We start from the raw sequence: 21,248 nt of genomic DNA, 5'->3' as shown, positions 1-21,248 counted from the left end.
CCTGGGTTTGCCTTCAGGGCTGGGGTGGGCTGGCGCTTTCCAGCGCATGCAGTTCGGCCAGCGTGTTGGCGTTGAAGAAGGCCTGCGGGTCATCGCCTGGTTGGTCAAACGGCACGATGGCGCAGCGGTGCTGGCCCGTCCAGGCGTCGATCTTGCGGCCCCCGGCCTGGGTGAAGGCGACCAGGCTTTCGAGCAGGTCCACGCGCAGCAGGCAGAACACGGGCTGGGGGCGCACCTGGATGTGGCCCCGGCCATCGTCCTCGGGGGCGGCGGCCATGGCGATGTCGGCGCCTTGCGCATCGGCTGCGGCGGCCAGACGCTGGGCCAGGTCCAGCGGGAAGAGGGGCGTGTCGCAGGGCACCGTCAGCAGCCACGGTGTCTCGCAGCGTTCCAGTCCCGTCAGAAAGCCCGCCAGCGGGCCTGCGTAGTCGGCCAGTACATCGGGCCACACGGGGGCGCCAAAGGCTTCGTAGGCGGCCAGGTTGCGGTTGGCGTTGACCATCACATTGCCGGTCTGCATCTGCAGCCGCATCAGCGTGTGCAACGCCAGCGGCAGGCCGCGAAAGTTCTGCAGGCCTTTATCGACCCCGCCCATGCGGGAGCCCCGGCCACCGGCGAGGACCAGGCCGGTGATGTCTTGGGTATCAATCATGTAATAGCTTCGAGGGGTATCTGTGGCTGTGGCGCATGCTTGCTGCTGCCTTGGAACCGGTGCAGCACTGGGTGAGTGCACCCATGGAACTGGCTTTGCCAGGCCACCGGGTGCGTTGCCTTCCCGCGTGGCGAGAGAGGTTGAAGGCACCGCAGGTGACTCAGGGAGTGCTTCACTTCATCCACCGATGTAGCTCATCTCCACCCGCCGTCCGCCTTGGCCCGTGTCTGCAGGCAGGCTGCTTCGCAGCTCGGAATAGCGGTCCGTGCGCTGCTGCCAGATGGGTGCGATGGCCGAGGCAATGGCTTCGTCGCTCGCGCCGCCGCGCAGCAGGGTGCGCAGGTCGTAGCCTTCGGACGCAAACAGGCACAGGTAGAGCTTGCCTTCGGTAGAGAGCCGCGCGCGATTGCAGTCGTGGCAGAAGGCCTGGGTCACGCTGCTGATCACGCCGACCTCGCCCAGGTTGGGGTCGTGCCGGCCCGCTGCGTTGGCATAGCCCCAGCGCTCGGCGGTTTCGCCGGGACTGCTGGGGCTGAGCTGCACCAGGGGCAGCTCGGCGCGCAGGCGTTCAATCAGTTCGGCCGAAGGCAGCACCTCGTCCATGCGCCAGCCGTTGGTGGCGCCCACGTCCATGTATTCGATGAAGCGCAGCGTGGTGCCCGTGCCCCGAAAGTGGCGGGCCATGGGCAAAATTTCGTGTTCGTTGGTGCCGCGCTTGACCACCATGTTCACCTTGATCTGCGACAGCCCGGCAGCGTGCGCGGCCTCGATGCCCGCCAGCACGTCGGCCACCGGAAAATCCACATCGTTCATGCGGCGGAACACGGCGTCATCCAGGCCGTCCAGGCTCACGGTCACGCGGTTCAGGCCCGCGTCCTTCAGGGCCTGGGCCTTGCGCGCCAGCAGCGATCCGTTGGTGGTCAGGGTGAGGTCGGGCGCCAAGCCGTCCACCGTGCGCAGCTGGGCCAGTTGTGCCACCAGGTCTTCCAGGTTCTTGCGCAGCAGGGGCTCGCCGCCCGTGAGGCGGATCTTGCGCACCCCATGCGCCAGAAACAGCCGGGCCAGCCGGGTGATTTCCTCAAAGCTCAAGAGCGCGCCGTGGGGCAGGTAGGGGTAGTCCTTGTCGAACACCTCCTTGGGCATGCAGTAGTTGCAGCGGAAGTTGCAGCGGTCCGTCACGCTGATGCGCAGGTCGCGCAGCGGACGGCCCCGGGTGTCGGTGAGCTGGCCGGTGGGGGCCACGGGGTGTGCGGGCACCCGCGCCGCCAGAGCGGCGATGCGTTGGTCCACCAGAGGAATCACACGTTCGGCCATGGCGTGATTTTGCCGCATGGGCCCCGGCGCCGGGGGCAAGCCCCTGCGCGTGGAGTTGATCGCGGTCAAGTTTTGCCAGGGCGGCGGTGTGGCACACCTTTGACATGGCGCAGGGCGTTCTGGATGTTGCGTTGCAACAATTCGCCCATCCGATTTCAAGGGGACTTCCATGCTGTTGACGCGCGAATGTGTTGCCGAAGCCATGCCATGCCAGCGCCGGGCGGTGGTTCAGTGGGTGGCGGCAGGGGTGTTGTTGCCCACTTGGGCCACATGGGCGACTGGGGCCCAGGCGCAGATGGGGCTGTCGGGCGCCATCAACTACGCGGGCTGGTTCCGGGCGCTGTCGCAGCGCATGGCCAAGGCCTATTGCCAGCAGTACCTGCAGGTGCTGCCCGGCGCGGCGGTGGATGTGCTGGGGCTGGCGCGCAAGATGGTGCTGACCGGCAACAGCGAGCTCGCCCGGGGCATGCAGACCGGGCGCTGGCCCGCCGATGTGGGGCGCCAGCTGGAAGAAGTGCAAAAGCAGTTTGCCTTGCTCAACCAGCTGACGGCCACACCGCCCACCCAGACCGCGCTGGTGGTGGCCGCCTCCGACCAGGCCGACCGCACCCTGCTGATCGCCCAGACCGTGACCGAATCGATCGAGAAACTGGCGCAGGCGCCCAGCGCTCGGCTGGTGAACCTGGCGGGCCGCCAGCGCATGCTATCGCAGCGCCTGGCCAAAAACTACTTCTTGAGCGCTGCCAAGGTGGATTCCAAGGTGGTGCAGGCGCAGCTGGCGGCCGACGCGGCCGACTTTCGCCAGGCGCTGCAGACGCTCAAGGCCGCGCCCGTGTCCACGCCCGCCATCCGCAGCGAGCTGGAGCTGGCCGACTCGCAGTGGCTGTTCTTTGACTCGGCGCTGCGCCGCCCGGCCGATGACGCAGGGCTCAACGCGGTGGCAACGACCAGTGAACGCCTGCTGGGTGTGATGGACAAGCTCACCAACCTGTACGAAGTCGCCCTGCGCGAGGTGCTGGGCTGATCGGCTGCTCGCGGTTCTGCCCATCGGGTCACCGGACGTTGCAGGCAGCGGGCTGCGTGAAGTCCGCCAAGCGGCAATCGCGCCCCACCAGCACCAGCCGCGTGTCCAGCGCGTCAAAAAATCCTGGCGGCGGGGGCATTTGCAACTGCTGCACACGCTTGTTTGCATCGATGCGCACCGCTGCCAGCTCGTAGTCGCGCGCCAGGGCCATCCACAGGCCGTGGGCACCGGCAGACTGGCGTGCCCCGGTCATGAGGCAACGGCCCGAGTCCAGCCACCAGCGGTAGATGGCCGACGCGATGCCCATGCGCCGGTAGCCGTGCGCCACCTTGGTGTGGGGGGCGCGCAGGTGGCGGTCGGTGCGCCGGTCCACCTCTACCAGCCGGTTGAACACGGTGTAGGCCACGATGCGGTTGCGTTGCGGGTCGATGGCATACACAAAATATTCGCCATCGGCCTCGCGCAGGCGAAACACCAGCCCGTGCAGATGCAAGGGCAGTGGCTGCATCGCATCGCGTGTGCGGTGGTTGGTGCGGATGCGGTCGTGCAGTGCATCGAACTCGCGCTGGATGTCGCGGCCCGACAGGTCCAAGTCGATGCGCAGCTCGGTCAGCCACTGGGCCCAGCGGCCCAACAGGCCTGGGCTGGCCTGTGCCTTGGTGGTGGCGGTGGCATGGCCCGGCAGGTGCAGGCAGAAGGTGCTGGCCGTCATGGCGTGTTCCCCAGGCCGCCAGCCCAGCAGCCGCTCAATAGGCGCGCGGGTTGTTCGCGGGCGCAGACCTGGGCACTGTGGGGCCAGTCGGGCAAGGGCACAACCAGGCCCGCATACACCCCATAAGCCTCGCCCGCGGCAATCGTGTCGCCTGCCCACAGGCTCTCGCCCGCGCGGATGGCGCCACCGGCGTGGATGTGCCCACCGGCCCGCACCCCCCAGCCCACCTGCAGGTGGCCCTTGCAGTCCACGCCGCCCATCACCCACAGGCCCCGGGCGGCCTGCAGGGCAGCGTCTGCGTGCAGGTGGCCACCCACCTTGATGCCGCCTTCGCAGCCGAGGTCGCCCACCACGCGCAGATCCTGGGCCACCCGGCAGTGGCCGCCGATCTGGGCGGCGGCGCCGCAGTCCAGCTCTCCGCCCACGCGCAGGCTGCCCGTGCATTGCAGGCGCTGCGCCACGGTCAGCGACCAGCCCACGCGCACATCGCCCTGCAGCCGCGCGCTTCCCTCGCAGCGCACCGCGCCCGCCACGCGCAGGTCTTCGCCCACGCGCAGTGCACCGCCCACCCGCAGGCCGCCCTGCACACTGAGGCTGCGGCCGGTGCGCAGCACACCGTCCACGTCCGCGCTGCCCCGGCAGTGCACGCTGCCTGCGAACACCAGTGCGTCGGCCTCCAGGTGGTCCACCTCCAGCACATCGTTGGTGGGGCCGAACTGGTCCAGCATCCAGCACGCGTCTTCCACGCGGCCCTCGCGCACCAGGTCGTCCAGCAGCGCCTGGTAGTTGCTGGCGCCTTCCTGGCGGCGCAGGTACCAGCGGTAGCCGTCGGTGCAGGGCTGCTTGGCACGGATGAATTGCCGGGTGATGTCGGCGGTGGCGGCTGCTTGGGCCACGGCCTGATCGACAGAACCCTCGCGCGCGAGCGCAGGGGCAGCAAGTGGGTGCGCGGGCGCGCACGGGGCGAGCGAAATCTCGCCCGAAGGGAACGGGGGCATGGACACTCCTGACTTCCGCGCCCCGGCCGTGGCCAAGGCGCAAGCTGGCGCTGGGCGAGGGGCCCGGCGACAGGAGGTGCGCGAAAAGAATGCGGAGAGGAGGGGGGGTCGCCGGGCTCAGGAATCTGCAGCAAGGGTGCAGAGAGCGCGGTCACCGGCCTGGAGCGTGGCCTGCGAGCGCGCGCCACGGCGCAGCGGCGCGGTGGCGCTGGCGGCTGTGGTGTGGGGCTGGCTCGCAAACATCGGCGGCACTATAGGCAGCAGGGCCAAGACCGTCAAATCAATCCGCACTACCTTGGTGCGGATTGGGGCGCAACGAGATGTGGTGGTGGCTTGCCAGCGCGCCGGGGCGCTTGCTTACACGCAGCGCCCGCCATCCACCTCGATGCACACGCCGCTGATGAACGATGCCTCGTCGCTCGCCAGGTACAGCGCCGCGTTGGCCACGTCGAGCGCGGTGGAGAAGCGGCCCAGCGGAATGGTGGCCAGGAACTTGGCGCGGCGCGCATCGTCCACTGGGCCGCCTGCAAACTCGGCAGCCAAGCCCGTGTCAGGGTTGAACACGGGGTTGATGCAGTTCACGCGGATGTTGTCGGGGCCCAGCTCGGCGGCCATGGACTTGCTGGTGATGATGACGGCGCCCTTGGAGCCGTTGTACCAGGTGAGGCCCGGGCGGGGGCGCAACCCGGCGGTGGAGGCGATGTTGATGATGCTGCCGCCACCGGCCTGGCGCAATGCAGGCACGGCGTGGATGGCGCTCAGGTAGATGCTCTTCATGTTGATGGCATAGACCTTGTCGAACTCTTCCTCGCTCACTTCGAGCATGGGGCGGTTGCGGTGCGTCCAGCCCGCGTTGTTCACCACCACGTCCAGGCGGCCGTACAGGCGCACGGCCTCATCCACCATCGCCTTGACCTGGGCGGAATTCGTCACGTCGGCCTTGAAGAAGGCGGCTTTGCCGCCAGCGGCGGTGATCTCGGCCACCACGCGTTGGCCACCGGCTTCGTTGATGTCGTTCACGATGACCTGGCCGCCCTCGGCCGCCAGGCGCTTGGCAATGCCCTCGCCGATGCCGTTGCCTGCGCCGGTGACGATGATGGATTTGTTCTGCACGCGCATGAGGGGTCTCCGATAGGTTGAGGTGAGATTTTTCAAAAATGATAGCTGCTAGCGCTTGCCTATCAGGCGCCAGAGCCCAATGGGGCTTGATTTTCAGACGCGGTGGCCGACGGTGACACGGGGGCTTTGGGCTCCCGGCCATAAAACTGCGGAAAGTATTCCTTCACGCCGTTGCCGTTGAAGTCCCAGCCCGTGCACTGGCCCAGGTGGCGCGGCGGCTCATCCGGGTTGGTAGACGAAAACACTGCAGGCACCGACTGGAAGGCCGCTGTCGCCAGGTTGAACAGCAGCTCGCGCAAATGGGTGCAACTGGCCACCCCGCCCAGGTGCTTCTGGATGGCCTGGCGCCAGCCGCGCGCCATGCTGCAGCCCACCATGTGCTGCAGTGCGGCCTGGGCCTCATTGCAGCCCTTGAGTGGGTGCGAGTCCATGGACACATCCACCGCCTGCACCACCAGCTGGCGGTTCACGGTCACGCGCAGCCACATGTGGTGGATGGCCTCGCCCGCCAGGCGCTGCTTGTCGGGGTCGCGAAAGGAGGTGGCGTCGTAGGCCTTGCTGTCATGCAGCTCGCCTTCGATGTCCCACAGGCCGTCGTCGCGTTCAAAGCCCTGGTAGTTGACCCGGCGAACATGCTTCAGGGTGCGGGGGGCGGGAGGACTCAGGGGCATGGCAAAAGAAAAATCGTCGTGCAGAAGCAGCCAAGGTTAGCGGGGGCCGCCCGCGCCGTCGCGCGCGGGCGAGACACCCTGCAATGCTTCTTCAACCGTACTTGATGGCCACCGTCTTCAAGGTGGTGAAGCCGTACAGCGCCTCAAAGCCCTTTTCGCGCCCGTAGCCGCTCGACTTGACGCCGCCAAACGGCAGCTCCACACCACCGGCCGCGCCATAGTTGTTGATGAACACCTGCCCACTGTGCACCCGCTTGGCCATGCGGAACTGACGCGCGCCGTCGCGCGTCCAGATGCCCGCGACCAGGCCGAACTGTGTGGCGTTGGCCAGCTCCACCGCGTGGTCTTCGTCCTGAAAGGCCATGGCCGACAGCACGGGGCCGAAGACCTCTTCCTGGGCCAGGCGGTGGTTCACCGGCACGTCGCGCAGCAGCACGGGCGCCTGGTAGTAGCCGGTGTCGGGGGCATCGGGCACCACGATGCCCTGGGCCACCATGGGGATGCCCGCCACTTGCGCGTCGGAGAGGAAGTCCCACACGCGCTGCTGCTGCGTCTGGCGGATCAGCGGACCCACATCCAGGTCCATGGCCGCAGGGCCGACGCGCAGCTGTTCAAACGCCTTGCCCAGGCGCTCCAGCAGCGGTTCGTAAATCAGCGAATCGATCAGCACGCGCGAGCCGGCCGAGCAGGTCTGCCCCGCGTTCTGCACGATGGCGTTGATGACCACGGGGATGGCGGCGTCCAGGTCGGCGTCGGCAAAGATGATCTGCGGGCTTTTGCCGCCCAGTTCCAGCGTCACGGGGCAGTGGCGCTCTGCGGCCACCTGCTGGATCAGCGTGCCGATCTTGGGGCTGCCGGTGAAGCTGATGTGGTCGATGCCGGGGTGGCGCGCCAGCGCATCGCCCACCTCGTGGCCGTAGCCGGTGACGATGTTCAGCGCGCCGGACGGGAAGCCCACCTCGGCCGCCAGCTGCGCCACGCGGATCAGCGACAGGCAGGCGTCTTCGGCCGGCTTGACCACGCACACATTACCCGCCGCCAGCGCGCCGCCTACGCTGCGGCCAAAGATCTGCATGGGGTAGTTCCAGGGGATGACGTGGCCCGTGACGCCATGGGGCTCGCGCCAGGTCAGCACGCTGTAGCCGTCGGGGTAGGGGATGGTCTCGCCGTGGAACTTGTCGCACGCACCGGCATAGAACTCGAAGTAGCGCGCCAGCGCGATCGCGTCGGCCCGCGCCTGCTTGGTGGGCTTGCCGCAGTCGCGCTGCTCCAGTGCCGTCAGCTCGTCCGCATGCTCCAGGATCTTGGCCGAGAGCTTTTGCAGCAGGCGGCCGCGCTCCACCGGGGCCAGCTTTTGCCACACCGCGTTGTAGCACTGGCGGGCCGCATGCACTGCCGCGTCGATGTCGTCGGCGTTGCTGCGCTGGATCTCGTCGAAGGGTTGGCCGTCCGACGGATCGATCACGGGGATCGTGCGGCCCGAGGCGGACGGCACCGAGGCGTTGGCGATGTAGTTCAGTTGCATGGTCGTGATTGTGCCCGGAAATGGAATGTGTGCTTAGTATTTGAATGAAAAGTGCCGTTTCCGCGCGACCATCAAGCGAATATAGCTATTGTTTTGATAGTGTTTTCAGTAGCAGGACGCGCGCAGGGCCGCCAGGTCCAGGATTTCGACCTCGCCGCGCTGCACCCGCACCAGGTGACGCGCCTCCAGGTCTTTGAGGATCTGGTTGGTGGTCTGGCGCGAGATGGCCAGCATCAGCGACAGCTGTTCCTGCGAGATGCCGATCACGCGGCGCGACTGGCCCTCGGCATTCCACTGGCCATAACCCTCGGCCATCATCACCAGGCGGCGCGCCAGGCGCTGCGGCGCGGGCAGCAGGGCCAGCTCCTCGATGGCCACGAAGGCGGTGCGCAGCTTGTCGGTCAACAGCAGCGCCAGCGCATGCCAGTGTGTCGGGTGCGCCTGCAGCCAGGCCTGCAGCCGCTCATGGGGCACCTGCACCAGCGTGCTGGCCTCCGCCGCATGGGCATCGTGTGTGCGGGCTGAGCCGTCAAATACCGAGATCTCGCCAAACCAGTGCGGCGGCTCCAGCCGCGTGAGCAGTGCCGAGCGCGCCTCCTGGGCCCGCCCGCCTGTGCCCGAGATGCTGATCGCCCCGCGCACCACTGCATACAGCCCACAGGGCGCATCGCCGCGCAAGAAAAGCACTTCACCCGCCTGCAACTGGCGCAGGTGGGCCATGGCGATCAGCGGCTGGGCAAAGTCGGGCGGCAGGTGGGCAAACCAGCGGCCGGACTGGAGGACGGGCAGGTAGGCAGTGGGGTCGGTCATGCGGTGAGGAGCGGCGCGGGTGAAGTGTCGAGCGTGGGGGCGAAGCACCCGGGCGTGGGGGCAGGAGTGTGTCTTTTTGTCGTCTGCACGACAGACGCTGGCAGGGCCCCGGGGCGAGTATTGATGCTGCTCAAAACAATAGCCGGAGACACCCATGAAAACCCTGATCGACCATCTGGCGCAGTACGCCGACTACCACCGCGATCCACGCAACATCCACACCCATTTTGTGGGTGTGCCGATGATCATGTTTGCGGTGGTCATCCTGCTGTCGCGCCCGACCTGGATGGTGGGCGAGCTGCCGCTGACCCCGGCGCTGCTGGCTGCGCTGGCCGCCAGCGTTTTCTACTTCCGGCTGGACACGCGTTTTGGCCTGGCCATGGCGGCGCTGCTGGCCGCCATGCTGGTGGGCGGGCAATGGGTGGCCGCACAGACCCTGACCGTGTGGCTGGCCACGGGCATCGGCCTGTTTGCCGTGGGCTGGGTGATCCAGTTTGTGGGCCACTACTACGAAGGCCGCAAGCCCGCGTTTGTGGACGACCTGGTGGGCCTTATCGTCGGCCCGCTGTTTGTGGTGGCCGAGTGGGCCTTTGCGCTGGGCCTGCGCAAGGAGGTGCAGGCCGCCATCGAAGCGCGCAGCGGCCCGGTGCGCTTGCGCACAGGCCAGGCTGCTGCCTGAGCGCTCAGGGCCTTACGCCCTTCTTTCTGCCCTTGCCGCTGCGGTGGATCTGCGCCGCCTGGTCCCTCGCTGCGCGGCAGCCCCTGGCTCTGCCGTCCTTACCCCTATAACGGAGCGCGGCTGCCGAGGCCGCGTGTGATGTCCCATGAGTTTTGTATCCATCCTGCCCACGCTGCTGTTCATTGCGCTGGGCCTTGTCATGTTTGGCCTGGGCCTGTCGCTCACGGTGGGTGATTTCACGCGCCTGCTGCAGCACCCGCGCGCGGTGGTGCTGGCCCTGGTGCTGCAGGTGCTGGTGCTGCCCGCGGCCTGCTATGCGCTCATCGCGCTGCTGGGTGTGGCGCCGCTGTATGCCGTGGGGCTGATGCTGCTGGCGGCCTCGCCCGGCGGGGTGTCGGCCAATCTGTTCAGCCACCTGTTTGGCGGCAATGTGGCGATGAACATCTCGCTCACCGCCATCAACACGGTGCTGTCGATCATCAGCCTGCCGCTCATCACCAACTGGGCCATCAGCACCTTTGCGCACACGGGCCAGGTGGTGCCGCTACAGTTTGGCAAGGTGGTGGAGGTGATCGTCATCGTGCTGGTGCCCGTGGTGCTGGGCATGGGGGTGCACCGCCGCGTGCCTTCGTTCAGCGCGCGCATGGAAAAGCCCATGAAGATCTTCAGCGCCGTGGTGCTGGCGGCTTTTGCACTGATCGCGATTGCCAAGGAATGGACGGCGCTGGTCGAATCCTTCGCGGGCATCGGCCCGGCGGTGCTGCTGTTCAACGCCATCAGCCTGGCATCGGGCTATTACCTTTCGCGGGCGGCGGGGCTGGACAAGTCCATGGCCACCGCCATCAGCTTCGAGATCGGTATCCACAACTCCACGCTCGCCATCTTCATCGCGCTGTCGGTGCTGGACAACTTCCAGCTGGCGCTGCCCGCAGCCATCTACTCCGTCAGCATGTACCTCATGGCCACGCTGTTTGGCACGCTGGTGCTGCGCCGCAAGGGCGTGGACGAAGCCCGGGTCGCGTGATGCGGCGCGCCGTGGGGGTGAAGAGGGCGTTGTGGGCGCTGGCCCTGCTGGTGCTATTGGCGCTGGGCGCGCTGGCCTGGGCCCTGCAGCAGCACCCTTCGCTGCAGCCCTATGCCGATCTGCGGTGGCAGGCTCCCGGCGGTGGTGAGGCGGCATCGAGCCTCAAGGTGACGTTTCTCGGCGTGTCCACCGTGCTGCTGGACGATGGCGAGACAGCGCTGATGACGGACGGGTTCTTCTCGCGCCCCGGCAAGCTGCAGACCTTTCTGGGCCAGGTGGAGCCGGACATTCAGGCCATCACCCAGGGGTTGCAGCGCGCGGGTGTTCCGGGTGGGGTAGGCAAGCTGGCAGCGGTGATCCCGGTGCATTCGCACTACGACCATGCGATGGACGCCCCCGAGGTCGCCCGCCGCACGGGGGCACTGCTGCTGGGCTCCGAGTCCACCGCCAACGTGGGGCGCGGCGCGGGCCTGGCCGAGTCGCAGATCCGCGTGGCACGGCTCGGCGAGCCGCAGCAGTTTGGCCGCTTCACAGTCACGCTGTACCCCAGCCGCCATGCGCCCACGGGTTTTACGGGCGGCGAGATCACCGCACCGCTGCGCCCGCCCGTGCGCGCCAGCGAGTACAAGGAAGGCCAGAGCTACGCGCTGCATGTGGCGCATGGCGGCCGCACGCTGCTCATCGTGGGCAGCGCAGGCTTCGAGCCCGGCGCCCTGCGCGGTGTGCAGGCCGAGGTGGTGCTGCAGGGCATCGGCGCCCTGGGCCCCCGGCCCGAGAGCTACCGCGATGCGCTGTGGACCGAAGTGGTCGCCGCCGTGGGGGCCCGGCGTGTCATTCCCATCCACTGGGACGACTTCTGGCAATCCCCGGGCCAGCCCATGGTGCCCATGCCACCACCGCTCGACGACTTTGACGCATCGATGGCCTACCTGCGCGACCGTGGCGCACGCGAAGGCGTGGACGTGCGCTTGCCGCTGGAATGGCAGGCCATGGATGTGTGGGCCGGGCTGCCTGCGCGCCGGTGAATGGGGCTGGGCGGCGCTGGATTCTCAGGACGTCTGCGCGCGGGCCAGTGGCCGAGCCTTGTACAACACGGCCGCCGTGCACACGGCGCCCAGGGCCACGAGCGTCCACAGGTAGGACAGGGCCGCATCCAGCGGTGCCCCCAACTGGTTGAGCCGCAGCGACGCCTGTACGCCCGAGGTGCTGGGGAGCAGCCAGCGCAGCCACTGCAGGGGCTCGGGCAGGGCCTCTACGGGCCAGGAGAAACCGGCCACAAACGCGATGGGCAGGGTGGTGAACAGCAGCACCTGCAGCGCGCGTTCGCGGTTGCCGAACCACAGGCCCAGCAGCGAGCCCAGCGCGGCGATGGTGGGCACGTAGCAGGCCAGCAGGGCCAGCGCGCCCAGTGGGTTGCCGCCGCGCGGGTAGTCGTGCAGCACAAAAATCCAGCCGAAGTAGAACAGGCCGCTGGCCCAGCCCAGCGTGCTCAGTGCCAGCAGACGGCCCAGCCAGGTGGTGGCGCTGGCGCGGTGCTGGCCGGCCTCCACCCAGGTGCCCGCGAGCAGGGCTGCGCCCATGAGCAGTGTCTGCTGCAGGATCAGGAGCGCCACGGCGGGCACCACAAAGCTGCCATAGCCCTCGATGGGGTTGAACAGCGCCACCATCTGCAACTGCACCGGGGCACGGCTCGCGTGGGCTTGCTGCGCGCTTTGGCCACTGGCCTGCAGCTTCTTGATCTCGACCCCGGCGGACACGGTGCCCACCGCCTCGGCAAAGCCGAACTGAACCGCCTTGTTGAGCAGCGCATAGGCGCCGTTGGCCTGGATGCTGACCACGGCGTTTTCGCCGCGCACCACGCTGCGTTTGAGGTTCGCGGGGATCACCGCATAGCCCTCGATCTCGCCGCGCCACAGGGCCTGCTGCGCTTCATGTTCGCTGCCCGTGACCAGGCGCACCTCGATGCGCGGGTCGGCGTCGGCAAAGCGGGTGATCTGGCGCGAGAGGCTGCTGTGGTCCATGTCCACCACGGCCACGGGCACGCGGGTGAGCACCTCGTCGGCATAGAACCACGGGTAAAAGAAGCCGTAAAGCACGGGGGCGCCGACCAACAGCAGCAGCACCCCCTTGTCGCGGGCGACGGTGGCAAGAGCGAGCAGCCAGGCGTGCAGCAGGCCGCGCGGGGCCGGTTTCATGTGGGTGTCCATATCAGCGGCTTCCCCAGGTTGCAGGTTGGCGGGCGGCCAGGTGCAGGCCCACGGCCGCCACCAGCCAGAGCATGCCGGTGGCCGCCAGCAGGCCCACCATGGTGGGCACGCTGGTGGCCAGCGGTGCACCCATCTGCAACTGCTCGATCTGCAGGCGGATGTAGTGCGTGAAGGGCATGGCCTCGGCCCAGGCGCGGGCGCTGGCGGGCATGCCTGCCAGCGGAAACGCCACGCCGCTGAAGGCAAACGCGGGCGCCGCGAAAAAGCCCGCGCCCGAGAGCGCGGTGCGCAGCGAGCGTGTGAGCGCCGCCAGGGCCGCGCCCGCTGTGAGCGACACGGCCATCAGCAGCGCCAGCGCACCGGCCACCCAGGCCAGGTTGCCCGGCGGGTGCCAGCCCCGGCCCCAGGTGATGCCCACCAGCGCCAGCAGGCCGACGAGTGTGAGCGACAGCCAGGGCCCGGCCAGCTTGCCAATGAGTGATCCCGCCGTGGGGCGCAGGCCCCCCGCGCCCAGCCACTCGCCCAGCGTGCGGTCGCGCAGCTCGCGGCCCACCGTCCAGGCGCCCGCCGTCATGGCCAGGATGTGCAGCAGCGCGGGGATAAGCGCCGCGCCCAGAAACTGCTCGTAGTTGCTCGACACATTGAACAGCGCCACCATCTGCGAGTGGATGGGCTCCATGCTCACGTGCACGGCCTGCGCGCTTTCGCCGCGCTTGTTACGCGCGGCCATCTCGATACCTGCGGACAGCGTGCCCACAGCGGTGCGCACGTCGCGCTGCAGCAGGCCCGAATGGGTGCCCAGCTGGGCGTTGTGCAGCAGTGTGACCTGGGCTGCGCGGCCCTGCTTCACAGTGCGCGCAAAGTCGCGGGGGATGGTGACCACTGCGTAGACCTGCACGGTGCGCAAGGCATGCTCGGCCTCGGCGGTGTTGGCGTAGTGCTGGGTGATCTGCACGCCGGGTGTGGCGTCCAGCATGCGCACCAGCTGGCGCGACAGGCTGGAGTGGTCTTCATCGACCACGCCCACGGCCAGGTGGCGCGGCAACCCGGCCGAGAAGATCCACCACAAAAGCGCCACGGCCAGCAAGGGCACCCAGGTGACCATGGCGAGGTCCCACGGGTCGGCCCGCAGGCGGTGCACTTCGCGGCGGAAGCTGTTTACTATTGAATTCATAGCTACTTGCGCTTGATGGTCGCGCGCAGAAGGCACTTTTTATTCAAAATTTCAGCGCACAAGCACCGTCATGCCGGGGCGCGCACCCTCGATGGGGGCGGCGGGCCGGGCGCGCACTTCGAAGGTGCGGGCGTCAAAGCCCTGGCCCGCACGCGTGGCGCGCCAGGTGGCGAAGTCGGGCAGGGCCCCCGTGTGGTAGACCTTGAACTTCACTGCTTGGTTGCCGTCCTTTCCGTGAAGGGCGGGCAAGGTGGCTTCAAATTCATTGCCGATGGCAAAGCGCTGCAGGCGGTCTTCGCGCACGTTCAGCACCACCCACTGGTCCTTCAGGTCCACCACCGTGACCACGGCCACACCCTGCGGCGACAGCTCGCCGGTGCGGGCCAGCACCTTGGCCACTTCGCCTGCCACGGGGCTCTTGAGTTCGGTTTCGGCCTGCGCGGCCTGCACCTCGGCCACGACGCCAGCCACCTGGCGCGCCTGGGCGCTGGCGGCCGAGCGGTCTTCGGTGCGGGCACCGGCGCGGGCCAGCTCGTACTGCGCCTTGGCGGCCAGCGCCTGGTCGCGGGATGCCTTGAAGTTGGCCTCGGCCTCATCGCGTTTTTGTGCGGCCACCAGGCCGTCGCGCGCCAGGCCATCCACGCGCTTGAAGGAGCTTTCGGCCAGGTCGGCCGCCGCCACGGCGCGCTGCCAGTTCAGGCGGGCCATCTCCACCTCTTGCGGGCGGGCGCCATGTTCGGCCTTGGCAGCCACGGCCTGAGCGGCCTCCTGGGCGGCGGTGGCCTGTGCCAGCTTGGCCTTGACCTCGGGGCTGTCCATGCGGATCAGGGGCGCGCCCACGGCGATCTGGTCGCCTTCCTTCACCAGGATCTGCGCGATGCGCGCCGTGACCTTGGGGGCGATGTCGGCTTCTTGCGCCTCCATCTGGCCCTGGAAGACCTCGGGCGCGGGCTGGGATGCCTTCCACAGGCCAAAGCCCACAAAGCCTGCCACGGCCACGAAGGCCACGGTGCCGATCACGGCCGCCTTTTTGCTGTTGTTCTTGCTCATGTTCATTCCGCCTCTATTCATTCCACGCGCACCGCATCGGCGCGCGCCATGTATTTGCCAAAGTCTTCCGACAGGCCGCAGCTCTCCAGCAGCTCGGCCAGTGCCTTCACGTAGTCGTGTGCGGCCTGGGCGCGTTCGGTCTGGGCCTTGGCCTGGTTCACCTGCGCGTCGATCAGGTCCAGCGTGGTGCTGGTGCCGGCCTTGAGGCCTGCCGTGCGCAGGCGCAGCACTTCATCGGCCAGCTCCAGGCCGGGCTGCAGCGCCAGGTAGGCGCGGCGCGCCTGGTCCAGGGCCAGCCAGCGTTTTTCCACCAGCAGGGCGATGTCGTTCTGCGCCTGGGCGCCGGTGCGCTCGGCCTGCGCGATCTGGCGCTGGGACGACTCGGCGAGGGTGTTGCGGTCGATGGCGTCCCACAGCGTCCAGCGCACCCCCACGCCGGCCACCCAGTCGGCCTCCTTGCCCGTCTTGAGCTGGCGCTGGCCGAAGGCGAACACCTGCGGCTTGCGCAGCGCCTCTTGTGCGGCGTGCAGCTGGGTGGCCTGTTCCTTCTTGGCGGCCACCTTGTCCAACCCGGGGTGGCGGGCCAGTGCGGTGTCGATGAAGTGGGGCAGGGGTTCCACCGGCTGAGCCAGCACAAACAGCGGGCTGGTGGGCGTGACCTGCTCGGCGGCCTTGAGCGTGCGGGTGAGCGCGGTGGTGGTCAGCTCGGCATCGTCGCGGGCCTTGCGGGCGTTGCGGCGGGCTTCTTCCAGGGCCGAGCGGGCCTGCAGGCGCTCCACACGGGCAATCACGCCTGCATCCAGCATCTTCTGCGCGGCGGCATCGTGCTGCTCGATGGTGGCCAGGGCGGCCTCGCGCAGCACAGCGGCGCGCTGGGCCAGCTGGGCGCCAAAGTAGCGCTGCACCAGCAGCGTGGTGGCTTCGTGGCCGGTCTTGGCGGCGTCGGCCTGCGCCTCTTGGGTTTGTGCGTCCAGCAGGCCACGCGCAGCGTTGCTGGCGCCGCCCATGTAGATAGGCCACACCGCCGAGACGGACGAGGTGGTGTCGCTTTTGCTGCGGTTGAGCGTGTAGCTCGATGGCAGGTGCGGCAGTTGGGCCAGTGGCGCTGCCAGCTGCGGCGGCAGCTGCGACAGCACGCCGGGCAGCACGCGGTTGAGTGGGTTCAGGTCCACGTCCAAGTTGGCGTTGTAGGCATAGGCCGCGCCGCTGAGGTGGACCACCGGGCCGCCCAGGCGCTGCAGGGCGTCGCGGCGCAACTGGGCGCTTTCCACCGTGTGGCGTGATGCGGCGAGCTGGTCCGAGCGCTGCAACAGCTGCTGCTGCGCGGCGTCAAAGGCCAGGGGTTCTGCCTGGGCGGGCAGGGCGCAGAGCGCCAGCGGCGCAGAGGCAATCAGGCACAGCAAAGCTTCGCCTGCCCGGCCGGTGCGCCGGGGCGTGGGGATCGTCGTCATGGTGTCAGGTCGTCGTTGTCAGCGCGCGCCCACGGGCGTGTAGGCGTTGCTGTGTTCGGCCAGCCAGCGCTCCGAGAGGTCGCTGCCGTGCTGGTTGGGGTGAAAGTCGGGCCGCAGGTACTGGCGCCAGGGCTTCCAGCTTTCGCGCACCAGGCCGCCTTGGCCAAACAAGGTGCGTGCAGCGCTGGCCCAGGTGCTCCACTTCCACAGCATGCCGCTCTGGCGCAGGTTGTTCACGGTCTGGCGCAGCACATCGCCCAGAAAAACCCAGGTGATGCGGCGGAACCAGGTGATGCGCCATTCCTGGTTGCCGCCCAGTGCCTGGTACAGGTCGAAGGCGGTGTTCTTGTGCTCGGCCTCTTCGGCGCAGTGCCATTGCCACATCGTGGCCAGGCGGGGCTCGGCGCCTTGCAGCACCTCGGGGTGGGCCAGCAGCCATTCGGCCAGCAGGGCGGTGAAGTGCTCGTTGGCGGCCGTCACGGCCAGGGGGTGGCGCGGGTCGGCACCGGCAAATAGCTTCATGCGCTCTGCCGCGCGCGGGGCCCAGTCGTTGACCAGACCCTGCTTTTCGAGGTGGCCGTTGAACAGCGCGTGGATGCGGCGGTGGGTGGCCTCCTGCCCGATGAAGCCGCGCACCTCGTCGGCAAACTGCGCCTGTTTGTCGGGGGGCAGGGCCTTGTGGCCGTCCCGCACTGCGTCGATGAAAAACTGCTCGCCCACGGGGAAGCTCATCGACAGCGCGTTGAACAGCGCCGAGCGAAACGCATCACCGCCGCACCAGTGGCGCGCAAACGGCGTTTCCAGGTCAATCAGCAGGCGGCGAACCACAAGTTCGGTCATGGGCGATCTCCGTCAGGGGCAGGAGGGAAAGATTGGTACGTTGTAGTACCGAGTGGTTTGTATGATGCAGGTCAACTGTGGTACTGTCAAGTACCTAACCCGATTTCGAGGGATTTTTTTGCCATGACTGCCGCTGCCGACACCCCCACCCCAGGCAATGAACACCGCGCCCGCCTGCTCGAAGGCATGGCCCGCGCCGTTGCCGCCAAGGGCTATGCCGACACCACGATTGCCGACATCGTGCGCGAGGCCAGCGTGTCGCGCCGCACCTTTTATGAAAACTTTGCCGACAAGGCCGAATGCCTGATTGCGCTGTACGAAGTGGCCAGCGGCAACGCCATTGCAGTGCTGCGCGGCGCTATCGACCCGCACAGCGACTGGCAGGCCCAGGTGGAGCAGGCCATGGGCGCCTACTTTGGCGTTCTGGCGCGCAACCCGGTGCTGCTGCGCACCTTGTTCATCGACATCCTGGGCCTGGGCGCGCCGGGCCTGGCAGCGCGCAGGCGCGCCAACCAGCAGCTGGCCGACCTGATGCTGGACGTGGTCAACAACCGCCCCGGCGAACGCCTGCGCAAGACGCCGCTGCAGCCCACCATGGCGATGGCGGTGGTGGGGGGCATCAACGAAATGGTGCTGCAGGCCATTGAACAGGACCGGGCCGGGCAGTTGCTGGAGCTGGTGGAACCCGCCTCCACATTGCTGCGGGCGGCGATCTCGGCGGAGTTCTGAACCTGTTGTGGGCACACCTGCCGCCGCCGCGCGGCGGACCGTTCACACCTCGTTGGCAATCTCGATCAGGTTGTCGTCCGGGTCGTAGATATAGACCGAGCGCAGCCGGTGGCGCGCGCCCGTTGCGCCCACCGGGCCTTGCACGATGGCGACGCCTTCGGCCTGCAGGTGGGCGATGACGTCGTCCAGCGGCATTTGGGTGAGAAAGCACAGGTCGCCCGAGCCCGCCGTGGCATGGCGCACATTGGGGTCCACCACCGTGCCCACTTCGTGCAGGTTGATCTTTTGCGTGCCAAAGTGCAGCGCGTACCGCTGGGGCTTGAACTCCCTTGCGGTCATGCCCAGTACGCGCTCATAAAACGCAATGGTTTGGTCGATGCTGGCGACGGTGAGGACGACGTGGTCGAGTGAATCCAGAACGATGGGCATGGTGTGCGCGGTGTGGTCAAGCAGGTGGGGGATTGTGCGCCGGTGCCGTGGGCTGCAGCCACCGCTTGTTGGCAGCAAACACCACCGTGAGCAGCAGCACGGCCAGCAAGGCCATGAACCAGTGCAGGGGCGACAGCGGCACAAATCGGAAAGCTTTGGCCAGCCACGGCACGGTGGTGATGGCCGCCAGCGCGGCCAGCGTGCCGCCTGCCACCCACAGGCTGACCGGGGTGAGGCCTGCCCACAGGCTTTGCCAGCCCGTCTGGCTGCTGCGGCTGGGCAGGATGAGTGCGGCGTTGGCGGCCACCAGCACCACAAACGCGGCGGTGCTGGCGGTGGCGGCGTGCGCGGGCTGGCTCAGCAGCCAGGCGTACAGGCCCACCACGGCGGCGGTCACCACGCTGCCCTGCAGCACGCTCAGCAGGATGTGGCGAGCGGACAGCAGCGGTTCGTCGGCCGCGCGTGGCGGCTGCTGCATGAGGTCGGCAGCGCCTTTTTCGGCCTCGAACACGATGGAGCAGGCGGGGTCGATGACCAGTTCCAGAAACGCGATGTGCAGCGGCGCCAGCACCAGCGGCAGCCCGAACAGCACCGGCAGCAGCGCCAGCCCGATGATGGGCACGTGCACTGCCAGGGTGTAGACCATGGCCTGGCGCAGGTTGGCAAAGGTCTGCCGTCCCCGGTGAATCGCCAGCACGATGGCCGCGAAGTCGTCGTGCAGCAGCACCAGGGCCGCAGCCTCGCGCGCCACGTCGGTGCCGCGTTGGCCCATGGCGATGCCGATGTGGGCGGCCTTGAGGGCGGGGGCGTCGTTCACGCCGTCACCGGTCATGGCCACCACCTCGCCCTGGGCCTTGAGGGCTTCGACCAGTGCCAGCTTCTGGTGCGGCTTGATGCGTGCAAACACGCTGACCTGCCGGACCTGGTCGGCCAGCTCCTGGGGCGGCATGTGGACCAGTTCGTCGCCAGTGATCACGCGGTCGTTGGCGATGCCCGCCTGGGCTGCAATCGCGCGCGCGGTGCGGGGGTGGTCGCCGGTGATCATCACCACGCGAATGCCTGCCTGGCGGCACTGCGCGACGGCCTGGGGCACTTCGGAGCGCAGCGGGTCGGCCAGGGCCACCAGGCCCAGCCATGCAAAGTCAAATCCGTGCTGGGCGTCGGGCCAGGTGTCTTGCGTGCGGTGCCGGGCCTTGGCTACGCCCAGCACCCGCAGGCCCCGGTCGGCCAGGCGTGCGGCCTGGGCACTGACGGCGGCGCGCTCGGCGTCGGGCAGGTGGCAAAGGTCGGCCACGGCTTCGGGCGCGCCCTTGGTGGCCACGGTGTCGTGCGCCGAGGTGCCGTCGCGCCACAGGTGGCTCATGGCCAGCAGTTGGGGCGATAGCTCGTACTCGCGCGCCAGTGACCATGCGGGGTGCAGGTGCTCGGTGTTCACCAGGTGGTCCGCCGCCATGCGGTGAAAGGCCTGCTCCATGGGGTCGTGCGGTTCGATCTCGCTGGCCAGCACGGCGTATTCGAGCAGCTCGTGGAAGGCCTCGGGCAGCGCGCTGCCATCCGCTGCGGCGGGCAGGTTCTGCACATCCAGCTCCTGGCCCGCAATGCAAAGCGCCGCCACGGCCATGCGGTTTTGCGTCAGGGTGCCGGTCTTGTCCACGCACAGCACGGTGGTTTGTCCTAGCGTCTCAATGGCGTTGAGCCGCCGCGTGAGCACCTGCTGCGCCGCCAGCCGCCGTGCGGCCAGGGCCAGGAAGATGATCATGATCACCGGCAGCTCTTGCGGCAACACGCCCATGGCCAGCGTGATGCCCGCCAGCACGGCCTGCAGCCAATCGCCCCGCAGTGCCCAGAACAGGGCCACCAGCAGTCCGCACAGCGACAGGCCTATGACCACCAGCTTGCGGGTGAGCCGCGCCATTTCCTCGCGCAGCGGCGAGGCCTGCAGGGCGATGGTGTCGAGCGACTGGCCAATGCGGCCCAGCTCGGTGTGGCGGCCCACGGCGGTCACCTGCAGCAGGCCCTGGCCGCTGACCACCAGCGTGCCTGCAAACACCTTGTCGGCGGGTTGCTTGGCCACTGGCTCGGACTCGCCGGTCAGCATCGACTCGTTGGCGGCCAGCTCGTGCGCCTGCAGCAGCGTGCCGTCTGCCGGGATGCGGTCGCCCTCGGCAATCATCAGCAGGTCTTCGCGTACCACGTCGCGGCCTGCAATGCGCACCAGGGTGCCGCCGCGCAACGCCAGCGCGCGGGGGCTGGAGAGGTCGCGCAGGGCGTTCAGCGCGTTGTCGGTGCGCCGCTCCTGCAGCACCGTGATCGCCATGATGATGACCACAAAGCCCAGCAGGATCAGCGCCTCGTGCGCATCGCCCATGGCGAGGTAGATGGCACCCGCACCCAGCAACAGCAGGAACATGGGCTCGGTGACCACGTCCCAGGCCATGTCGCGCAGCGTGCGGCGCTGGCCGATGCCCAGTTCGTTGGGTCCCTCGTCGCGGAGGCGCTGGGCGGCCAGGGCCGGGTCGAGCCCGGTGGGGGAGTCGGTAGGTGGCATGGGGTGTGTGAGGCTGCGTTGCACAGAGGATGCAATGGTGTAACGGTTATATCGCGCACCGATGTCTGCAGCCCTGACGCAGCGCAGTGGGCCGCACCCGATACCTCTCCTTCACACCTCGCACATCACAAAGTCTGCCTTGCCAACATTGCATTCGGGGCAGCGCCAGTCGTCGGGCACGTCGGCCCAGCGGGTGCCGGGCGCGATCCCATGGTCGGGCAGGCCGGCAGCCTCGTCGTAGATCCAGCCGCAAACGGCACACATGTAGATTTTCATGGGGTGGTTCCTTCGG

General features: G+C 68.2%; 21 protein-coding genes. 5 read left to right on the top strand and 16 right to left on the bottom strand.

The window, feature by feature from the left end; genetic code table 11:
* Window positions 1–13: 13 nt before the first annotated feature.
* A complete protein-coding gene (gene mobA / locus ACSQ3O_RS15775; protein WP_436139580.1) occupies window positions 14–652 on the bottom strand; it encodes a molybdenum cofactor guanylyltransferase MobA in 639 nt (212 codons plus the stop codon).
* 177 nt (window positions 653–829) lie between these two features.
* The gene (moaA, locus tag ACSQ3O_RS15770) at window positions 830–1,966 is read right to left on the bottom strand and encodes a GTP 3',8-cyclase MoaA (RefSeq protein WP_436139579.1); all 1,137 of its coding nucleotides are present in this window, start codon (window positions 1,964–1,966) and stop codon (window positions 830–832) included.
* Between the two features lie 169 nt (window positions 1,967–2,135).
* On the opposite strand from moaA, the gene ACSQ3O_RS15765 reads away from it, so the two are divergent.
* Window positions 2,136–2,990 carry a type IV pili methyl-accepting chemotaxis transducer N-terminal domain-containing protein gene (locus tag ACSQ3O_RS15765; RefSeq protein WP_436139578.1) on the top strand — a complete coding sequence of 285 codons (855 nt, stop codon included), beginning with the start codon at window positions 2,136–2,138 and terminating at the stop codon, window positions 2,988–2,990.
* 28 nt (window positions 2,991–3,018) lie between these two features.
* Here the strand turns inward: ACSQ3O_RS15765 and ACSQ3O_RS15760 are convergent, their stop codons facing one another.
* The 6 genes from ACSQ3O_RS15760 to ACSQ3O_RS15735 form a co-directional block, all read right to left on the bottom strand.
* Window positions 3,019–3,702 (bottom strand): hypothetical protein, encoded by a 684-nt coding sequence (locus ACSQ3O_RS15760; RefSeq protein ID WP_436139577.1) that lies wholly within the window; start codon window positions 3,700–3,702, stop codon window positions 3,019–3,021.
* The gene (locus ACSQ3O_RS15755; RefSeq protein WP_436139576.1) at window positions 3,699–4,700 is read right to left on the bottom strand and encodes a hypothetical protein; all 1,002 of its coding nucleotides are present in this window, start codon (window positions 4,698–4,700) and stop codon (window positions 3,699–3,701) included. Before ACSQ3O_RS15755 ends, ACSQ3O_RS15760 begins: the two co-directional genes overlap by 4 nt.
* 357 nt (window positions 4,701–5,057) lie before the next feature.
* A complete protein-coding gene (locus tag ACSQ3O_RS15750; protein WP_436139575.1) occupies window positions 5,058–5,819 on the bottom strand; it encodes an SDR family oxidoreductase in 762 nt (253 codons plus the stop codon).
* A gap of 62 nt (window positions 5,820–5,881) precedes the next feature.
* The gene (locus ACSQ3O_RS15745) at window positions 5,882–6,490 is read right to left on the bottom strand and encodes a DUF2889 domain-containing protein (RefSeq protein ID WP_436139574.1); all 609 of its coding nucleotides are present in this window, start codon (window positions 6,488–6,490) and stop codon (window positions 5,882–5,884) included.
* A 91-nt stretch (window positions 6,491–6,581) separates the two neighbouring features.
* Window positions 6,582–8,015 (bottom strand): aldehyde dehydrogenase family protein, encoded by a 1,434-nt coding sequence (locus ACSQ3O_RS15740; RefSeq protein ID WP_436139573.1) that lies wholly within the window; start codon window positions 8,013–8,015, stop codon window positions 6,582–6,584.
* A gap of 105 nt (window positions 8,016–8,120) precedes the next feature.
* Complete coding sequence (locus tag ACSQ3O_RS15735; RefSeq protein ID WP_436139572.1) at window positions 8,121–8,825, bottom strand: Crp/Fnr family transcriptional regulator; 705 nt, start codon at window positions 8,823–8,825, stop codon at window positions 8,121–8,123.
* 154 nt (window positions 8,826–8,979) lie between these two features.
* On the opposite strand from ACSQ3O_RS15735, the gene ACSQ3O_RS15730 reads away from it, so the two are divergent.
* From ACSQ3O_RS15730 to ACSQ3O_RS15720, 3 genes are all read left to right on the top strand, one after another.
* Window positions 8,980–9,504 (top strand): DUF962 domain-containing protein, encoded by a 525-nt coding sequence (locus ACSQ3O_RS15730; protein ID WP_436139571.1) that lies wholly within the window; start codon window positions 8,980–8,982, stop codon window positions 9,502–9,504.
* Window positions 9,505–9,649: 145 nt separating this feature from the next.
* Window positions 9,650–10,528: a bile acid:sodium symporter family protein gene (locus ACSQ3O_RS15725; protein WP_436139570.1), complete on the top strand. Its 879-nt coding sequence runs from the start codon at window positions 9,650–9,652 to the stop codon at window positions 10,526–10,528.
* Window positions 10,528–11,553: an MBL fold metallo-hydrolase gene (locus ACSQ3O_RS15720; protein ID WP_436139569.1), complete on the top strand. Its 1,026-nt coding sequence runs from the start codon at window positions 10,528–10,530 to the stop codon at window positions 11,551–11,553. Before ACSQ3O_RS15725 ends, ACSQ3O_RS15720 begins: the two co-directional genes overlap by 1 nt.
* Window positions 11,554–11,577: 24 nt before the next feature.
* Here the strand turns inward: ACSQ3O_RS15720 and ACSQ3O_RS15715 are convergent, their stop codons facing one another.
* From ACSQ3O_RS15715 to ACSQ3O_RS15695, 5 genes are read right to left on the bottom strand one after another with little or no spacing between them, the layout of a single operon-like run.
* Window positions 11,578–12,723 (bottom strand): ABC transporter permease, encoded by a 1,146-nt coding sequence (locus ACSQ3O_RS15715; protein ID WP_436139568.1) that lies wholly within the window; start codon window positions 12,721–12,723, stop codon window positions 11,578–11,580.
* 13 nt (window positions 12,724–12,736) lie between these two features.
* A complete protein-coding gene (locus ACSQ3O_RS15710) occupies window positions 12,737–13,909 on the bottom strand; it encodes an ABC transporter permease (protein ID WP_436139567.1) in 1,173 nt (390 codons plus the stop codon).
* A 51-nt stretch (window positions 13,910–13,960) separates the two neighbouring features.
* On the bottom strand, window positions 13,961–14,965 hold the full coding sequence (locus tag ACSQ3O_RS15705; RefSeq protein WP_436139566.1) for an HlyD family secretion protein: 1,005 nt from the start codon (window positions 14,963–14,965) through the stop codon (window positions 13,961–13,963).
* A gap of 11 nt (window positions 14,966–14,976) precedes the next feature.
* Window positions 14,977–16,410 carry a TolC family protein gene (locus ACSQ3O_RS15700; protein WP_436139565.1) on the bottom strand — a complete coding sequence of 478 codons (1,434 nt, stop codon included), beginning with the start codon at window positions 16,408–16,410 and terminating at the stop codon, window positions 14,977–14,979.
* 18 nt (window positions 16,411–16,428) lie between these two features.
* The gene (locus tag ACSQ3O_RS15695; RefSeq protein WP_436139564.1) at window positions 16,429–17,250 is read right to left on the bottom strand and encodes a metal-dependent hydrolase; all 822 of its coding nucleotides are present in this window, start codon (window positions 17,248–17,250) and stop codon (window positions 16,429–16,431) included.
* A gap of 123 nt (window positions 17,251–17,373) precedes the next feature.
* Between ACSQ3O_RS15695 and ACSQ3O_RS15690 the strand changes: the two genes are divergently transcribed.
* Window positions 17,374–17,979 carry a TetR/AcrR family transcriptional regulator gene (locus ACSQ3O_RS15690; protein ID WP_298458967.1) on the top strand — a complete coding sequence of 202 codons (606 nt, stop codon included), beginning with the start codon at window positions 17,374–17,376 and terminating at the stop codon, window positions 17,977–17,979.
* Between the two features lie 42 nt (window positions 17,980–18,021).
* Here ACSQ3O_RS15690 and ACSQ3O_RS15685 read toward each other — a convergent pair whose 3' ends face one another.
* The 3 genes from ACSQ3O_RS15685 to ACSQ3O_RS15675 all read right to left on the bottom strand — a co-directional run bounded on the left by ACSQ3O_RS15685 (window position 18,022) and on the right by ACSQ3O_RS15675 (window position 21,232).
* A complete protein-coding gene (locus ACSQ3O_RS15685; RefSeq protein ID WP_436139563.1) occupies window positions 18,022–18,408 on the bottom strand; it encodes a VOC family protein in 387 nt (128 codons plus the stop codon).
* A 16-nt stretch (window positions 18,409–18,424) separates the two neighbouring features.
* Entirely contained in the window at window positions 18,425–20,956 is a 2,532-nt protein-coding gene (locus tag ACSQ3O_RS15680) for a cation-translocating P-type ATPase (RefSeq protein WP_436139562.1), read from the bottom strand.
* Window positions 20,957–21,067: 111 nt separating this feature from the next.
* Window positions 21,068–21,232, bottom strand: coding sequence for a rubredoxin (locus ACSQ3O_RS15675; protein ID WP_015013633.1), 165 nt, complete (start codon window positions 21,230–21,232; stop codon window positions 21,068–21,070).
* Between the last annotated feature and the right edge of the window lie 16 nt (window positions 21,233–21,248).

This window comes from Acidovorax sp. LjRoot74, from assembly GCF_964254355.1.
Lineage (GTDB): Bacteria > Pseudomonadota > Gammaproteobacteria > Burkholderiales > Burkholderiaceae_C > Acidovorax.
Note: the sequence above shows the minus strand (reverse complement) of the source record. Positions and strands in the feature narration are given on the sequence as shown.

What these genes read in the sequence shown, in the direction of transcription:
- mobA (WP_436139580.1), bottom strand. Translation starts at nt 652, where the DNA reads ATGATTGATACCCAAGACATCACCGGCCTGGTCCTCGCCGGTGGCCGG.
- moaA (WP_436139579.1), bottom strand. Translation starts at nt 1,966, where the DNA reads ATGGCCGAACGTGTGATTCCTCTGGTGGACCAACGCATCGCCGCTCTG.
- ACSQ3O_RS15765 (WP_436139578.1), top strand. Translation starts at nt 2,136, where the DNA reads ATGCTGTTGACGCGCGAATGTGTTGCCGAAGCCATGCCATGCCAGCGC.
- ACSQ3O_RS15760 (WP_436139577.1), bottom strand. Translation starts at nt 3,702, where the DNA reads ATGACGGCCAGCACCTTCTGCCTGCACCTGCCGGGCCATGCCACCGCC.
- ACSQ3O_RS15755 (WP_436139576.1), bottom strand. Translation starts at nt 4,700, where the DNA reads ATGCCCCCGTTCCCTTCGGGCGAGATTTCGCTCGCCCCGTGCGCGCCC.
- ACSQ3O_RS15750 (WP_436139575.1), bottom strand. Translation starts at nt 5,819, where the DNA reads ATGCGCGTGCAGAACAAATCCATCATCGTCACCGGCGCAGGCAACGGC.
- ACSQ3O_RS15745 (WP_436139574.1), bottom strand. Translation starts at nt 6,490, where the DNA reads ATGCCCCTGAGTCCTCCCGCCCCCCGCACCCTGAAGCATGTTCGCCGG.
- ACSQ3O_RS15740 (WP_436139573.1), bottom strand. Translation starts at nt 8,015, where the DNA reads ATGCAACTGAACTACATCGCCAACGCCTCGGTGCCGTCCGCCTCGGGC.
- ACSQ3O_RS15735 (WP_436139572.1), bottom strand. Translation starts at nt 8,825, where the DNA reads ATGACCGACCCCACTGCCTACCTGCCCGTCCTCCAGTCCGGCCGCTGG.
- ACSQ3O_RS15730 (WP_436139571.1), top strand. Translation starts at nt 8,980, where the DNA reads ATGAAAACCCTGATCGACCATCTGGCGCAGTACGCCGACTACCACCGC.
- ACSQ3O_RS15725 (WP_436139570.1), top strand. Translation starts at nt 9,650, where the DNA reads ATGAGTTTTGTATCCATCCTGCCCACGCTGCTGTTCATTGCGCTGGGC.
- ACSQ3O_RS15720 (WP_436139569.1), top strand. Translation starts at nt 10,528, where the DNA reads ATGCGGCGCGCCGTGGGGGTGAAGAGGGCGTTGTGGGCGCTGGCCCTG.
- ACSQ3O_RS15715 (WP_436139568.1), bottom strand. Translation starts at nt 12,723, where the DNA reads ATGAAACCGGCCCCGCGCGGCCTGCTGCACGCCTGGCTGCTCGCTCTT.
- ACSQ3O_RS15710 (WP_436139567.1), bottom strand. Translation starts at nt 13,909, where the DNA reads ATGAATTCAATAGTAAACAGCTTCCGCCGCGAAGTGCACCGCCTGCGG.
- ACSQ3O_RS15705 (WP_436139566.1), bottom strand. Translation starts at nt 14,965, where the DNA reads ATGAACATGAGCAAGAACAACAGCAAAAAGGCGGCCGTGATCGGCACC.
- ACSQ3O_RS15700 (WP_436139565.1), bottom strand. Translation starts at nt 16,410, where the DNA reads ATGACGACGATCCCCACGCCCCGGCGCACCGGCCGGGCAGGCGAAGCT.
- ACSQ3O_RS15695 (WP_436139564.1), bottom strand. Translation starts at nt 17,250, where the DNA reads ATGACCGAACTTGTGGTTCGCCGCCTGCTGATTGACCTGGAAACGCCG.
- ACSQ3O_RS15690 (WP_298458967.1), top strand. Translation starts at nt 17,374, where the DNA reads ATGACTGCCGCTGCCGACACCCCCACCCCAGGCAATGAACACCGCGCC.
- ACSQ3O_RS15685 (WP_436139563.1), bottom strand. Translation starts at nt 18,408, where the DNA reads ATGCCCATCGTTCTGGATTCACTCGACCACGTCGTCCTCACCGTCGCC.
- ACSQ3O_RS15680 (WP_436139562.1), bottom strand. Translation starts at nt 20,956, where the DNA reads ATGCCACCTACCGACTCCCCCACCGGGCTCGACCCGGCCCTGGCCGCC.
- ACSQ3O_RS15675 (WP_015013633.1), bottom strand. Translation starts at nt 21,232, where the DNA reads ATGAAAATCTACATGTGTGCCGTTTGCGGCTGGATCTACGACGAGGCT.